We start from the raw sequence: 14,949 nt of genomic DNA, 5'->3' as shown, positions 1-14,949 counted from the left end.
CCACCAGGCCGGCGACCACCAGAAGTGTAGGATGCGTCATGCTGATCTCCGTGTTCGCCACATCTGGACACACTGTAGGCAGACAAGAGCTATCAGCAAGAGGCAGATAAGCACATCAGACAACGAAACAGAGTAGATGAGTGCTGCGACATTCCCACTAGGAAGATTAATTATCACCAGCGGCAATGTATCCGTGTACGTTGTCATAGCCATTCATACAGCAAAGCGCTATTATTTGCAAGATTAAAAATATTACTACGTCTAATGGGCTATTGGCGAGCTGTTTCAAGTGGTACTTATGGCCTATGGTGTAATGGAATAGCATGAACCTCCCGTAATCATCTCGATTACGGGAGGTTTTCCATGAATCTGGACACAGCAATCGGGGAATGGCTCGCAGATCTGGAGCTCGCAGGCCGCCAGGCGGGGACGCGCATGAAGCATCAGCAGGAGTTGACCAGGTTAACGCGGTGGTGCGAGGAGAGCGGCCACGATTGGCAGCAGCTCACGAGAAAGCAGCTCACGGCCTACACCAGGTTGCGGGCCGGTTTGGGGCATTCTACCCGGTCAAATATGCTTTGTACGCTCAGAACCTTTTTTCGCTGGGCAGTGGAGGAGGAGTATATAGCCATGTCGCCGGCGGCCGGCTTTAAGACGCCCACAAAGCCGCACCCGCTACCGCGCGCCCTCACCCTCGACCAGGTGCGGACTCTCGTTGTCTATCTACGCGGCCAGGATGGCCGACGGGCGCAGCGGGATGCGGCCATGCTCCTCACTGGCCTATACGCGGGCCTGCGTGCGGCCGAGCTGGCGAGTCTCCGTTGGCCAGCGGTGGATGTCGCCGGCGCGGTGATCAACATCCGACTCTCGAAGATGAACAAGGGCCGCGCCGTGAAGGTGCATGGCGAATTGGCGAAGGTGCTCGCCAGCTGGAGGATCGCGCAGGGACTCGGCGATACCGCGCCTGTGTTTTCCCTCGACGGCAGGCCGATTCAGCCCAACCGAGTCGGCAAGGTGGCGCGGCGCGTGGCCCTGGCCACCGGACTCCCGCTGACCGCCCACGTACTGCGGCACACCTTCGCGACTCACGCACTGCGGCGCGGCGGGAACCTGTACGCGGTCTCCAAAGCCCTGGGGCACTCGCAGCTACGGCAGACAGAGATCTACCTAGCCGCCGACGAGGCCGACTCCGCGCCGGCGGTTGACTCACTGCCCCCGCTGGACTCCTGGTAGGGCACAGCGCCCGCGCCAGCGGTGCCGCTCGCCAGAGTTGCGAGGGTAAGGACGCCGGGATGGGGGGGTAAGACGCGCAGAAGCCCGCACAGCGCGTCAGAGGGTAGCACGGGGAAGGGCCGGAATCTAAGATTCCGGCCCTTTCTCTTTACAGTTTGGGTTACACACTTTGATTTAACCCCTCATTAGCGATTGACAGGGTACAAATTTGGATGTATCCTTACGCTATCTTTGATGGAGAAAGGCAAATGTACAACCCACAAAGGGCCGCACAATGGCTTGCAGAGAGGCTAAACCGACCCATTAGCCGTGACACTGTGCAAACTTACATCGAGACAGGGGATCTAGATGCGGTCAACACCAGCGCAGCCGAGAAGCGACCGCGTTGGGTTTTGACGGAAGAGGTACTAGAGCGCTTTCTAGCGCGGGTTGGGCCTGATGGAAAGTTACCGACACCCACAGGAGGATGGCCCCAATACCAATACCCGGAGGGCAAGACACGAAACCGAAAAAAAGCTAACGGCCTACATGCTTTCACAAGTAGGCCGCTAACCGCCGCTTCTCTGCTGCGCCCTGGAAAGCTATCAGAGAAGCCCGCCGTACGATAATCCGGCGGTTATGGTCGGGGCGAGAGGATTCGAAATCCCAACCCGACACCATAACTGCTCGTGCCTACTGATTATACAGTAGGGGTTATGGTTTTATAGGCAATGAATGAGCAAATCCGCCCGGTTTCGCGTTTCCAACGCGATTCTACCACCATCCCGAACTGGCTCATAAACCGCGCTGATCTCACGCCGACTCATCGCATGGCTGTAATTCTGCTGCTCATGCATGAACAGAACGGCGAAACCCCGACCCTTGACGAGCTGGCGGCATTGCTCGGCTACAAGTCCTCGCGCAATGTCCAGATTTTACTAAAAGCCCTCAATGCAGCGGGCATAGTGAAGAGTCGCCAGGTGGGCGGCAATCGGCCGGCGCTGTATTTTATCTACAATCCCGACTTACCGCGTCCTAAAGGCAAGAAGCGGCATGGCCATGATCTACAGATCGTGGACGATCTACAGATCGTGGACGATCTACAGATCGTGGACGATCTACAGATCGTGGACGATCTACAGATCGTGGCCATTGGATGCCGTCCCAATGCAGCAAACAGGGATGGCCATGATCTACAGATCATGGCCACGCCACATGTAGAAGAAGAATCCATATCTTCTTCCTTAGAATCTTCAGATCAAGGTACTTCTACTACATCCGCCAAGGATGTTGAGCTGACACCGCTTTACTTCTGGCTATTGGAGCAAAAGGTATCGGCTGCAGCCGAATTTGCGCACCTCGATTTCGAGGGCGCGAAAGCTGATTTCCTGGCCCGAAGGGCGCAGGGCTGGTATCCGGGGCGAATTGTCAAAGCCTGGCGAGTCTCGCCGCCGAAGCCCCACCAGGCCGCCGCCGTCGGCGACACTGCAATACCGGACTGGATGCGGCGCATGAAGGCCGAATCGCCGCACCTCTACCGGATGGGTGACGACCTGGACGGCCTGGACGAGGTGCCCGAGTGAATACACAGCAGATCATCGCCCGTGTAGCGGTGGTGTTCGGCGTGGAGCCGGCGCAGATCAACGCCGGCAACCGAGCGCCCCGGCTGGTTGAGGCCCGCCAGGCTGCGGCGTTTGCGCTTCGATACCAGTGTGATCAGAGCTATGCAGATATCGCCGCCGCGCTGGGCTATAGAGACCACACGACCGCCGTTTGGGCGGTGCAGGCCGCCGGCCGCCGGGCGAAGATTCGCCCGGACTACTCAGACAAGATCGCGCAGATAGGAGCGATGGTATGAGCAGACTACAGCGAGCAATCACGGTGATCAGCGGCTACGCCGAGACCGCCGAGACCTTCGCGGCGCACGCAGCCATGCGGGCGCAGGCCGCCGCCGAACCGATTGCGCGGCGGCTCTGGGAAGTGGAGACCGCCAAAGAGCAAGCCGTAGCGCAGGCATACCGCCTAGCGCTCGCGCAGATCTATACCGCGATATCCGAGGATGTCAATGACACCCCGGCGTGAGCGCTGCGAGATCTGCGGCGCGCAGATCTCGCAGCCCACCGGCGCAGGCCGGCCGCGCCGCTACTGCGGCCGGCGGTGCCAGCGTGTAGCAGCTCGCCGCCGTCGGCGCACCCCAGGCCCGCAACTGGAGCGCAGCGACCCGCGAGTCGCTCAATTCCTGCGAGAGTGTGGATTGTAGTTAGGTAACGCGGGCCGGTGTACGGCACCGGCCCGCACCGGGGAAGGGCCACCAACCCCGGAGAGTCGATTATCACGAAAGGGCCACAATCATGCAAGCCGAGAACCGCCCCAGCTGCGCCGCTCGCCTGCTCGACGTTCGTACTTATGTCCTGGCCGCCCGCCGTGCGATGATGAACGCCGAGCCCGCCGCCGCCCTCTTTATGGTCTTTACCTTCGGGCTGATTGCCCTCTGCCTCACCCCGCTTTTCCTCACCTTCGATCTGGGCTCGACATGGGCGTTTACCACGGGCCTACGGGATGCGGCCGCCCCGGCGATTAACGACATGGCCGCCCAGGCCGCCGGTGTGCTGCAAATGAGCATTGGCGCGGCCCTGGCTGGCGTCATCCTCACCTCGTTTACTCTGCTGCCGTCCCTCTTCGAGCTGGCGTTTCCCTCTGTCTCGCATCCCCTCCTGAGTCTGATGCTCTGGGGCTCAATCATCTTCGACTATGTGACCGATTGGGGCAAAACCTGGGATCTGGTTGGCACCTGGACGACGAATCCCGCGATTCACTTTGTCGGCACCGTGTTTTTGTGCGCGTTCTTCAGTGTCGGCGTGCAAGCCGTCCTCGTCTGCTGCGCGACAGTCGTTATATTCGGGCTGGTGGCCCTGGTCGGTGGCGGCCGCCGCCGCGCTGAGGCCGTCATTCTTCAGCAGCAGTAGGGAGGGCCACACCATGACCCTGATCACTGCCGAGGAGCTGGCCCGAGGGCTGCTTATTGGCACCTTCGGCGGCCTGGCCGGGCTCTGCACGGTGTCCATGCCCGGCTCTGCGCTGTGGCTGCTACCCGCCGGCCTGGCCGCCGGGGGCTGCGCCCTCACCATGCCCGAGGTGCGGGCCGAGGCCGCCCGCGCCCTGCCCGCCCCGCTGGTCGAGCCCGTGCGCGGCTACCTGGCCGAGGCCGCCCAGGGTGCGCGCGGTCTGTTCTGGCACCTGCCGGGTGTGCGCCGGGAGGGCCGGCCCGCCCTGGCCGGCCCTCCCGCCGCCGGAAGGTCGAGCCAGGCCGCGCCCGCCCAGGCCGAGGGTAGCGACCTGGTTGAGACGCTGGAGGGCACCCCGCACCGCCTGATCATCGGCCACACGCGCGGGGGGAAAACGACGCTCATTCACCACATGGCCACCGCCTGGGCCGCCGCCGGCGAGCGGGTGCTCGTGGGCGACCCCGACGCCGCGCCCGGGCTCTGGCCGGGCTGTGAGGTGCGGGGGGCGGGTGACGACGTGGCCAGCATTGGCGAGCTGCTGGGCGTGGTACAGGCCGAGGTGGCCGCGCGCCGCGCCCAGCGCGCCCAGGGCGTGCGCAGCTTTGCGCCGCTGCATATCGTGATTGATGAAGCCCAGGACGTGCTACCCGTGGTTTCGGGCGGGCTAGAGCTGTTTGAGGATGTGGCCCGCCGAGGAGGAAAGCTCAATATCCGCATGACCGTTGGCGTGCAAGATAAGCAGGTAAAGACCTTGGGCCTAGAGGGCAAGAGCGAGCTACTACGCAATTTCCAGGTAGCCGACGTACTGAAAAACCGTGAGGGCCGCCGGGTGGCCGTGCTACGTGATGCCGAGACCGGCGACAAAGTGATCATGCCCATCCCCCAGCTGCTCGACCCGGAGAGCCTGATCACGGTGGCCAGCCGCCCGGCGCCGGCCGCGCCGGCCGCGCCGGCTGCACCCCTAGCGCCCGTGTCTGCGCCCGATCCACTTCTGGCCGAGCTACTGCGCCGCGAGCTACTGGCCAGCATGAGCCCAGAGCGCGCGGCCCGGCTGCGGGCCGTGTCTAGCGCATCAGGACGCCAGGACACACCCGCGCCCGTGTCTGTGTCTGTGTCTCACGCAGCAGACACAGACACAGACACAGACACGGCTACCGGGGGTGTGTCCGTGCGTCTGGGCGGCGACGGGGGGCACCTGACGGTAAACGTCAACGCCCGCGCCGAGACGGCCGCGCCCGCCGGCCGAGGCCGCCCGCGCCGAGGCCGTGGGCTCGATATGCGCCGCCGCCGGCAGCAGGCCCAGTCCGCCCAGGGAGACACGCACAAGGCCGAGCTACAGGTCGCCTACGCGGACCGCAAGGCCCAGGGACTCAGCTACCGCAAGGCATACGCCGAGCTGGGCGGCAGCAGCGCCGAGGCCCGCGCCTGGTGGGGTGCCGCCCCCAGCCCAAAAGCCCAGGGGGTGACACCGTGAGGCCAGCAGACACCGCCCAGGCCGCCGAGCGCGCCATGCAGACAATCGAGCGCTGTATCAACATCCTGCACGACCTGGCCGCCCAGAGCCCCCAGGCCGCCGCCGCGACGGTGGCCGCGCTACAATTGCTCGACACGCCCGCCGCCGAGAGCACCGCCTATCTGGTGCGCCACGTCGCCGAGGCCCGGCACGGACTCCGCGCCATGCGCCGCGCTGAGTACAAGTCGTAAAAAATAACACTTGTAGGCCCGGATGCAAGTGCAACATAGGAGGGACATAAGTTACACATAGGCCGGTTTTCGAGACCTGCAGGTCTCGAAAACCGGCCTATGTTTTTACACCTGGCGACCTGGTGAAGCCCTAAACCCGGCCCGCCTGGCGGTGCCGTGAGTGTAAAGTTATAGATTTACTGCCGAAAGTTTTGACAGCTGCCAGAGCCAGAGCAGGACAGCCCCGATAATCGCGATCCTCTCGCCCGCGTTGATAAGCGCTAGTTTCATAATGCCCGCCTTTCTTTCGGCTCGACCGGCTGCACCGGCTCGACCGGCTCGACCGGCTGCACCTGGTCGGCCGGCACCTGGTCGGCGAGCTCGCCGGCGAGCTTGTCCCAATGGAGCGCAGCCCCGAGGCTATCCGGCCCCAGCTCGACCAGTGACCGGCCCTTCTTGCGCAGCTGCGGAACCTTGATCAGCTTCTTCCCGTCGGCCATACATCCCCCTATGCGGCGAGCTTCGCCGCGCTATTGCGCTTTGTGATGCGCTCAAAGATTTGTTCTTTCGTGATCACGACCGGATCGCCGAATAGATCCAGCTGGCTAGGGTCGGGCGCGTCCTCGACCGCTGCGGCGTAGGCTCCGAAGAACTCGCGGATTTTCTTCGGGCTGCGGCCTATCTCATCGAAATAACCGATTAATTCGTCTTGAAACGGTGTCGTTTCGCGCTCAAATAGTGTTGATTGCTCTAGATACTCATCAACGCTCAAATCCTCCGACTCACGTAACCGCGCCAGCATATTAAGCGCCCGGCTGAAATCATCGGCCATGCTGATATCTGCGGCACGTTCGCCGCTTGTGATGCGGTTCTCTGCTTTGGAGAGCACAGGTAAACTAGCAGATAGCGCCGTTTCAAAGTTCTTGATATCGCTATCGAGAGCTTCTAGAAATGTTTCTGCTAGTCGCTCACCTGATTCGCCCTCGAAGGTTCGCACAAATAGCGCTGCTTTGATGCGCCGTATGCCTGACTGTGCTAGTGTGCCGTCCTTTCGCTGTAGTAACGCGGCTTCATTCTCTGATAATGTGCCGATGAAACCGCGCACAAAGTCACTATTTGCCTTTGTGCGGAGCGCCTGATCAATGCTCTGTCCCTCCCGCACCGCCAGGCCGCCCACCAGGTCGCCGGTAATGCGCTGCGAGTCGACGATGGCAACCTCTAGGGTGGACATTTGCAGCACCGGCGGCGCGTTGGCCTCGCGGGCGAACGCGGCCCGGTCAACGTCGGTGACGCGCTCGCGCACGAGCACGGGCGACTCGACGCCGGCGAGATCAGACTCGGCCAGGCCCACAGCGGCCAGGTTCTCGCGGAGAGAATTTTGATAGCGCGCCCACTGCTCGGGGTGGGCCTGCCGCGCCTTACGCAGGGCCAGGGCGCGACCGTTGCCCGACTCGACCATGAGATCGCCGCCCACGATGGGCGCGCCCTTGTCCAGTTGGCGGAAATCCCACAGCAGCGACTCGGGTACTAGATTTTTTGCCACCTGCTCGATCTGGCGCTGAGATGCGGCCCGCTGACGCTGGCGCGGCTGAAGCGTCGAGTCGTAGGCCGGATTCACCGCGCCCGAGTCGGTGTTGCTGGTGATCAGCGACTCCAGGGGCACCACCCGGTAACGAAATTCGTACACTCGATTCGGGTCAGATCCAAACGCCCGAGTCATCGGGTCGCGGGCCGGCTGCGGTGCCTGGGCCGGCCTGCGCGGCCTGGGTGCCCGTGGCGGTGCCTGGGCGCGTTCTGCGGCCCGCTGGGCGGCCCGCTGGGCCTTGGCCTCCTCGCGGGCCTGCCGGGCCACCTCGGCGGCCTGGGCGCGTTCTGCGGCCCGCTGGGCGGCCCGCTGGGCCTTGGCCTCCTCGCGGGCCTGCCGGGCCACCTCGGCAGCCTGGGCGCGTTCTGCGGCCCGCTGGGCGGCCCGCTGGGCCTTGGCCTCCTCGCGGGCCTGGGCGGCCTGGGCCTGCTCTACCGCCCGCTGGGCGGCCCGCTGCGCCTTGGCCTCCTCGCGGGCCTGGGCGGCAGTTGTGGCGGCCTGGGCGCGTTCTACGGTGCGCCTGGCGGCCTGCTGCGCCTTGGCCTCCTGAGTCTGGTTACGTCGTCGGCGCTTGCGCTGGGCTTTGGCCCGCTGCGCCTTGGATTTAGCAGGCTCTAGGGGCGGGGGGGCAGGGGCAGGGCGGCCGCCGCGCACCGTCTGAATCCGCCGGGGTGCCATGCGTTGGATCGTGGTTGTGGTGAGGGCCACCAGGCCGACAACGACCGGAGTCCAGATCGCCACATGCAGAATAGTTATGCTCGATATGTTCGCCGGCACCAGGTAGGTGCCGAACCACTGCACGAACGAGCCGACCACGGCGAGAAAATCAGCTAATAGGCTGTTCATCGCTCAACCCCTGCAAAAATGTTGTGATGGATGGGGATAGCTCGGGCTCGCACTCCTCGACTGTGATCAGCTCTGTTTCTGCCATGTCGGCCACTGGCGGCGCGCTTTTTGCGGGGGGAGGCCCGGACGCAGGACGCAGGACGCATGGCGGGTATTTGGTTTGCCACTGCCGTGCAGACACGTTTAGGACTCTCGGGCGCGGCCCGAATTGCTTCCGTAGAATCTTCTCCTGTTCCAGCCGTGCGCCTAGCTCCTCGATGCGGTCACGAGCGACCATGCCGCCGGCCAGCTTGTGCAGCTCGCGCACCGCGAACCGGCGGCCCGCCTGCGCCTCGGCGAGCGACAACAGGAATCCGATCTCAGCCCGGGCCAGATCCTCAGACGACATGACCGGCTCGGGCTGGTAGTCGCCGGCGAGCACCTGGCGGATCGTGTCGCGCACCTCGGAGTCCTCCAGGTACGGCGCTTGCAGCTCGACCAGATCCATATTTCGGCGGAACTTCATCCGGCCCTTGGCCAGGCCCGCCGCGCTGCTATCGTCCACAATCACCCGCGAGTCGGTCTCTGATGCCGTGCCAAACGCAATTCGGCACGGAAAGTTAGCCTTAATCAGGCCGGTAACGACTTCCACGCTAGGCCGTTGTGTGGATATGATGAGATGAATACCCGTAGCACGGGCACGCGCAGCCAGATCAGCCATAAGTAATTCGCTTGCTTGTGCAACGCTCATCTTTTGACCGTCTAACACCACGCGCGATTTATTGAGCATTGCATTAGCAATCTCATCCACTACCAACACAATGTAGGGCAATCGCCTGTTTTTGGGCTGATGGGCGTTATAGTCGTCAATGTCTCGCGCCTTACCCCTCATAAGGTCGGTTCTGTGTTCCATTTCAGTTTGTAGATCTGCCAGCATTGCAGGCAAATCTACAGACTTAGTGACAAATCGGCCCTTTGGAAGGTGGGGCAGATCCTCATAATACGAGAGCTCCATACCGCCTTTGAGGTCAACTAGCCAGATCTGGAGCATTTCCGGTGCCCAACGGCGGATGAGCTGACAGAGAATCGCGTTAACCATCACGCTTTTACCCTGTCCGGTTGCGCCAGCTATCAGCAGGTGGGGCAATTTGCGCAGATCTTCCCAGCGCTGGGCCTTCTGCTGTCCTACCCCGATGGGGATGAGCAGCGGCGCGGCCCGCTCGGGCTGGCGCATGGCCGAAAACTTGACCAGGCGCGGGATGCTCGACCGCTCGACCAGCTCGACGACATACCAGAACCCGCCGTTAGCACCTTTCTTGTGCTCGGCCCTGGCAGGTCGTTTGCAGGCTGCGGAGAGGGTTTCTAGCACCTTTGGATCGCGCAGATCTGTGATAGTGACGCCACGGGGCAGCCGGTTAACGTCAACCTCGATCTTAATCTCGTCGGGGGTGGCAATCAGCGGTTGCACGAACTCGACGCGCTGCACCACCTCGACCCCATCCCGCTTCTCGCGGTAGGCGAGATTGAGTCGGGTAAGTTGGTGCTGAATCACGTTGGCCAGATCTGAAGCCATAATTTCAGCCGGATGACGCCGGCGAGCAAAAAACATAGCTGTACCTCCCACAAGGGCAACTTTCCATTGGTAGCGCCCTCGCCCCTTCCATCGGTAACGCCACTGGCGATAAGAGACAGCCGGATGACGCCGGCGGCCGAAGGGGGAAATCATACATACGCCTGCTGTATCAGGCCCACGAGCTCGCCGGCGATGAGTGCGCGGCGGAGACTCACGGGTAGCAGCTCGTAACAGGTCGGGCAGCGTGGGCCGGCCTGATGGCGCAGCACGTAGCGGCGCGACTCCAGCTGGCGTACTGCGGCCTGGACGGTCTGCACGGTGTAGCCCGACTCGGCGGCGAGATTAACCAGGCTGATAGTGACTCGGCTATCCGGGCCGGCCTTCTCGGCGAGCAGGGCGAGGATGTTACCAGCGGCACCACGGGGGCGATTTTCCAGGGCTTGCATACATATCTCCGCTAGTTGGTGGGCGATGATGACGAATCATAGCGGTAGACCTCGACAGCCGGCGACTCGGCGGCCGGTGCCTCGACCTCGGCGCGGCGGCGATCTGTGAAACGACGCCGGCGAACCTCGACCGGCAGGCCGTAGCGCCCCAACAGGTAGCCCAGCCACACGAGAACCAGGGGAGAAATGCAGAACGCGACTCCGAGTAGGGCAGACATAGGCGACTCCTAGCTGAAATGCATGGCCAGGATGACAACGCCAGCCAGAACACACATGGCGGCGGTGCGGAGCTGCCAGGAGAGCGCCCAGAATCGCGCCCAGAATCGCCGAGCGCGGCGCGTGGCCCGGGCCAGCTGGCGCGGTCTGGGCGCGGCTGTGGCCGGCTCCTCGATGCCAACAAGGCTGACTTTGTAGCGGCGTCCCTTCATGGCAGTGGCACCAGAGTCATGACGGCCAGGTAGCGGAATATGGGCAGGTAAATCATATCAGCCGACACTAGCCCGGCCATTACTGAAGAAAGCGCAACTATTGGAGCGAGAACGGCCAGAAACACACATGCGAGCGCGGCCGATTGGGGGCGATGAATGAGCATGACGGCCTCCTATCCCACAACGGGGATGATCTGCTTGATGTACTTCACGAGGGACATGATCGGCTTGATAGCCCGCACCAGGACGGTGATCAGCAGCGGCGGCAGCAGCCAGCCCAGCGGCCCGATAGCGCCCAGGACGGCCAGCCAGCCGAACGCGCTAGATACCCCTGTAACGATAGGCTCTGCATCCGTCTGCGCCTGATCATAGCCATTGGTGCCGAAGGTCTCGGCACACCAGGCCGTAACCGTGCGCATGGGCTGAATCACCACGGCGATCATGGTTTGGGCCGGCGTGATCACCAGAGTCGCGGTGATAGTGCCAACGGGGGTGAGGCTCGGCAGCAGGGCTAGAGTCGGGATGACCAGGGCCAGATCGGGGATCTGGCCGGTCTGCGCCGGCGCGGCCGTCGCAGGGGCTACACACACACTCGCCGCCGGGCCTGGCGTCCAGGTCGCGGCGAGTGTTGGGGTATTAGTGGGGGCCGTGCCAGCGCAGATCCAGACGTTCGCGGGCGCGAGGAGGCTATACGCGGTGTATGGCCCGGTGGCCAGCTCCCATGTATACTCGCCGATCTGCATCTCACGGGCGGTAGAGCCGATATTAACCCACACGCTCGCGCCTGCAACCACAAACCGCACGCCGGATGATAGATACAGCTGCGCTGTTCCTGGCGACATTGGCACGCCGATGGAGTCGGCAATTGCGCACGGCAACGGCGGCGCGGTGGGGGTGGTGGTGGGGGTGGTCGTGTTGGTCGCTGTGGTGGTGGGGGTGGTCGTGTTGGTTGTGGTGGCCGTGTTGGTGGGGGTGGGGGTGTTGGTAGGGGTGGGAAGGGCCGTATGAGTCGGGGTAATGGTCGTGGCTGTTTCCAGCACCTTTATTTGGACGCATATATGCCCGGCGTGCCAATGGAATGCGTCGTCCTGCGCCGCCAGATTAATGACGACTGGCGCGGATACATAGGGGTTTCCAAGCGGATTAGATACATTGTACGGATACGCATAATAAGAGTTAAGGTCGAGTCTGCGACCGGGACCATACCAATAATCCAAAAATGACGTGCCAAATGATGCCGGCCTGGGATCATCATACGCATCATTATACGAGTTATTGAGGATATTTATCTGGATCTCGGAATAGTATACCCCCAGTGTCTCTACAATGGACACCGAGCGGTGCCATGTAGTTGGGCCCGTATAAAAATCTTCCGTTATGGCCCACCGCCAATCTCCATCCGTGCGCAGGAGCGCGTTGCATATATCTCCATCTATCTGTGGTGTGCTCGTCGCCGTCGCCGTCGCCGTCGCATCCTGACAAAAACGCACATTTACCGGATATCCCGGCTCTGATGGTGTGTCTAAAAATATTGATACCAATCCTGTTATAGCAGTACCCGGATAGACTCCAACATACGATCCATTATACAAAACAGTCTCGCCCGGCGTATCTGTCCAAAAATGATAAACAGTACTAGGCGAGAGCGATACCGTCCGGCCTGAAGTGCTGATTGACGCAGACTGAGACGCGGGGCACAACGATGTGCCGCCGGTCAAATCAATTGTTGCTGGCGCTGCTGTGGCTGTAGCCGCTGATGTGGCTGTCCGTGTTGGCGTTTCCGTCGCCGGAAGCGCATCATAGCAGTAGTGCATTGACTTAAATTCAGCCGAAACATTCGTAAACGTAGTGCCAGCATACGCAATTGTTAGTTTTGATGGCCATATCGGCAGCGCCGTGCTGCCCGACTGTATACCCCACGAGTGTTGACCCGCTAAAATGACATATCCAGGGATATAACTAACGGCGCGCGACTCTCCCGGCCCGAGAGTAACATCATTAACGAGCGGACATACTGGTACTTCAAATTGTGCCAGCGCTGGCGCGGGGATAGCGCTAATCAGCGATAATGCAATGATGGAGATGGCGAGTAGATAGCGCATAGTGTTACTGATTGAGCGTTGACAGTTCGTCAAGCAGCCATAGCACAAACCGAAGATACACAATAGCGATGAAGGAAGCCCACGCCCACCATAGTTTTGAGTCTGCGAATGCTCGCAAAAAGTCAATGAACCATTGGAACAGGAAGAATGTTTGTATTTCTGCGAGCTGTGGCGGTGCGGTCGGCGAGAAGATCGCCACGACCATACCGGGGATGATGGCCATGAAGAGGCCCACCAGGTAGGCGATACCCTGCGCCAGGTTGATCACCATCTCGCCCACGGCGGCTATTGCCTCGCTGGCGAGCTGGGCGAGCGCTTGCACCGCCAGGCCGATAGCGGCGATCTGCTGCACCTGGTCGAGCACCGCGCCATACCACGACCAGAGCAGGCCGCGCAGCCAGGCCACGAAGCCCCATAGCGCTAGGAATGTATCGCGGAACCAGAGCATGAACAGCACGAGCAGACGCCAGAAGAGATTAATGCCGGCGACGATGACCGCGTTAAAAGCAATGCTGAGGGCGTTTAGAAGCGCCTGCGCGATTGCCAGCAGCCAGCAGATCAGCGAGCGAAATATCTCATTCCAAAGCCAAACACCAAACCACTTGAAGGGATAGAGAGGGTCAGGGCCGAAGCTGGGATACTCCAGAGTCGCGATCTGGGCCTGGCCCGTGGAGCAGGCACCACACGACCACGGCAGTTGTAGCGCTATGGGCGGCAGGATATTTGCAATCGACTCGATGCCGGGCGAGCTGCCCGGCGGCAATGCGGTGGGCGCGCCTGGATCGATGCTGACGCCGGCACATTCGACGGGCCGGCGGGCCTGCCAGAAATGATCTTGGTAGAACGAGTCCGCGGCGACATCGTGCAGGATGACGCCGGTACTCGGGTTATAGGCGTCCATAAACAGGCCGGAGCCTGCATAGAGCGCTACGTGTTGCCCGCCCGTATAGCTCAACAGAATCAGATCGCCGGGCTGCCAGCATGTCGAGCTGGAGCCGTGCAGGTCGGCGAGCGTGCAGGCGATAGGGACGCCGGCGGCCTGCTGGTCGTAGGTGCTGACGCCGATATTGATACCGGCCTGCTGGTATGCCCAATAGGTGAGGCCGGAACAATCGAAGCTCGCCGGGCCTTTTGCGCCCCACACGTAGGGGTAGCCGCGCACACTGAGCGCAGCGTTAACCGCCACTTCGCACGCGCTCGAACCCTGGGCGGCCGGCGCAGCTGCGGCCGGCACCGGCGCGGCCAGCGGCGCGACGAGCAGCAGCAGCAGGATGGCGATCGCGGCGCGTCTCATCGTCGGCCCGCCCGTCTGATCATGAAGACTCGCAGCAGCTCAAACACCAGGATGAAACCGACCAGCCCGAGGATGGCCATGCCGACAGGCTGCATACTCAGGGCCGACGCCTGGCCCATGACCGCGCCCATAGCTAGGCCAATATCGCCGGCAGAACCGCCAGAGAGCGGCACAGGAGTGGGGTACAGGGGTGGCATTAATCGCCCTCATCTTCGCCGCCGGTGAGGGTTGCCGCAACGCTCGCGGCGATGACGATCACCAGGAAGGACACTGTAAAGGGGGCCAGCTGGGGGGACATGAGCAGGTCGTCAATTAGCGTGCGGATGAACTCATACATAGCAAAAAAGGGGCGCGGCAGCGCCGCGCCCCTCTCATACACCGGGTGCCCGCTAGGCCCGCCGGCCGCGCCGCGACCACAGCCCCTTGACGAAGCCCACGGTGAGGGTGATCAGGCCGATGATCACCGGCGTCCAGATCGCCACATGGATGATCGTGATATCGGCAGCGGTCGCGGGCACCATGTAGGTCTCGACGAAGGTGAACAGGATGCCGACGATATCGACGAAGGCTTGCACGAGCGCGGTCATGGCGGATCTCCTTGTGAAGTACTGCTAGATTATGTTGAACCGCGAGCGAGCCCATCCCGCACCGCGAGAACCACCACGAAAAGGACAATCAGGCCGAGCAGCGTTAGTAGCATATCGCTGGCGACGGCCCCAACCAGGTAGGCGATATCAGCTGCGAGTCCTGGCATAGCGCATCACCTGGGCGATAAACGTATCTAGCACCAGAGCGA

Annotated in this window: 16 protein-coding genes and 1 pseudogene; 8 read left to right on the top strand and 9 right to left on the bottom strand. The window is 62.2% G+C overall.

Annotation, left to right across the window (positions count from 1 at the left end; genetic code table 11):
- Positions 1-363: 363 nt before the first annotated feature.
- The 8 genes and pseudogenes from K2Z83_RS30250 to K2Z83_RS26325 form a co-directional block, all read left to right on the top strand.
- Positions 364-630 (top strand): annotated as a pseudogene (locus K2Z83_RS30250) (site-specific integrase); the annotation flags it as partial.
- On the top strand, positions 631-1,233 hold the full coding sequence (locus tag K2Z83_RS26355; RefSeq protein WP_255604534.1) for a site-specific integrase: 603 nt from the start codon (positions 631-633) through the stop codon (positions 1,231-1,233).
- 710 nt (positions 1,234-1,943) lie between these two features.
- Positions 1,944-2,795 carry a hypothetical protein gene (locus tag K2Z83_RS26350; RefSeq protein WP_220598148.1) on the top strand — a complete coding sequence of 284 codons (852 nt, stop codon included), beginning with the start codon at positions 1,944-1,946 and terminating at the stop codon, positions 2,793-2,795.
- Entirely contained in the window at positions 2,792-3,070 is a 279-nt protein-coding gene (locus K2Z83_RS26345) for a helix-turn-helix domain-containing protein (RefSeq protein ID WP_220598147.1), read from the top strand. Before K2Z83_RS26350 ends, K2Z83_RS26345 begins: the two co-directional genes overlap by 4 nt.
- Positions 3,067-3,294, top strand: coding sequence for a hypothetical protein (locus tag K2Z83_RS26340; RefSeq protein ID WP_220598146.1), 228 nt, complete (start codon positions 3,067-3,069; stop codon positions 3,292-3,294). The genes K2Z83_RS26345 and K2Z83_RS26340 overlap by 4 nt, the downstream gene beginning before the upstream one ends.
- 269 nt (positions 3,295-3,563) lie before the next feature.
- Positions 3,564-4,178: a hypothetical protein gene (locus K2Z83_RS26335; protein WP_220598145.1), complete on the top strand. Its 615-nt coding sequence runs from the start codon at positions 3,564-3,566 to the stop codon at positions 4,176-4,178.
- Between the two features lie 13 nt (positions 4,179-4,191).
- Positions 4,192-5,691 carry a type IV secretory system conjugative DNA transfer family protein gene (locus K2Z83_RS26330; RefSeq protein ID WP_220598144.1) on the top strand — a complete coding sequence of 500 codons (1,500 nt, stop codon included), beginning with the start codon at positions 4,192-4,194 and terminating at the stop codon, positions 5,689-5,691.
- Positions 5,688-5,921, top strand: a complete 234-nt coding sequence (locus K2Z83_RS26325; RefSeq protein WP_220598143.1) for a hypothetical protein — start codon at positions 5,688-5,690, stop codon at positions 5,919-5,921. Before K2Z83_RS26330 ends, K2Z83_RS26325 begins: the two co-directional genes overlap by 4 nt.
- A 266-nt stretch (positions 5,922-6,187) precedes the next feature.
- Here the strand turns inward: K2Z83_RS26325 and K2Z83_RS26320 are convergent, their stop codons facing one another.
- The 9 genes from K2Z83_RS26320 to K2Z83_RS26280 form a co-directional block, all read right to left on the bottom strand.
- Positions 6,188-6,400 (bottom strand): hypothetical protein, encoded by a 213-nt coding sequence (locus K2Z83_RS26320; protein WP_220598142.1) that lies wholly within the window; start codon positions 6,398-6,400, stop codon positions 6,188-6,190.
- Between the two features lie 8 nt (positions 6,401-6,408).
- Positions 6,409-8,331, bottom strand: a complete 1,923-nt coding sequence (locus tag K2Z83_RS26315; RefSeq protein ID WP_220598141.1) for a hypothetical protein — start codon at positions 8,329-8,331, stop codon at positions 6,409-6,411.
- On the bottom strand, positions 8,312-9,919 hold the full coding sequence (locus K2Z83_RS26310; RefSeq protein WP_220598140.1) for an FtsK/SpoIIIE domain-containing protein: 1,608 nt from the start codon (positions 9,917-9,919) through the stop codon (positions 8,312-8,314). The genes K2Z83_RS26315 and K2Z83_RS26310 overlap by 20 nt, the downstream gene beginning before the upstream one ends.
- A gap of 113 nt (positions 9,920-10,032) precedes the next feature.
- Complete coding sequence (locus tag K2Z83_RS26305; protein ID WP_220598139.1) at positions 10,033-10,329, bottom strand: hypothetical protein; 297 nt, start codon at positions 10,327-10,329, stop codon at positions 10,033-10,035.
- Positions 10,330-10,340: 11 nt separating this feature from the next.
- Entirely contained in the window at positions 10,341-10,547 is a 207-nt protein-coding gene (locus K2Z83_RS26300) for a hypothetical protein (protein ID WP_220598138.1), read from the bottom strand.
- A 383-nt stretch (positions 10,548-10,930) separates the two neighbouring features.
- The gene (locus K2Z83_RS26295; protein ID WP_220598137.1) at positions 10,931-12,091 is read right to left on the bottom strand and encodes a hypothetical protein; all 1,161 of its coding nucleotides are present in this window, start codon (positions 12,089-12,091) and stop codon (positions 10,931-10,933) included.
- A gap of 772 nt (positions 12,092-12,863) precedes the next feature.
- Positions 12,864-14,153, bottom strand: a complete 1,290-nt coding sequence (locus K2Z83_RS26290) for a C40 family peptidase (RefSeq protein WP_220598136.1) — start codon at positions 14,151-14,153, stop codon at positions 12,864-12,866.
- Between the two features lie 389 nt (positions 14,154-14,542).
- Entirely contained in the window at positions 14,543-14,740 is a 198-nt protein-coding gene (locus K2Z83_RS26285; RefSeq protein WP_220598135.1) for a hypothetical protein, read from the bottom strand.
- Between the two features lie 29 nt (positions 14,741-14,769).
- Positions 14,770-14,907, bottom strand: a complete 138-nt coding sequence (locus K2Z83_RS26280) for a hypothetical protein (RefSeq protein WP_220598134.1) — start codon at positions 14,905-14,907, stop codon at positions 14,770-14,772.
- Positions 14,908-14,949: the final 42 nt, after the last annotated feature.

Origin of the sequence: Oscillochloris sp. ZM17-4, assembly GCF_019599295.1 — a bacterium.
Lineage (GTDB): Bacteria > Chloroflexota > Chloroflexia > Chloroflexales > Chloroflexaceae > Oscillochloris.
Note: the sequence above shows the minus strand (reverse complement) of the source record. Positions and strands in the feature narration are given on the sequence as shown.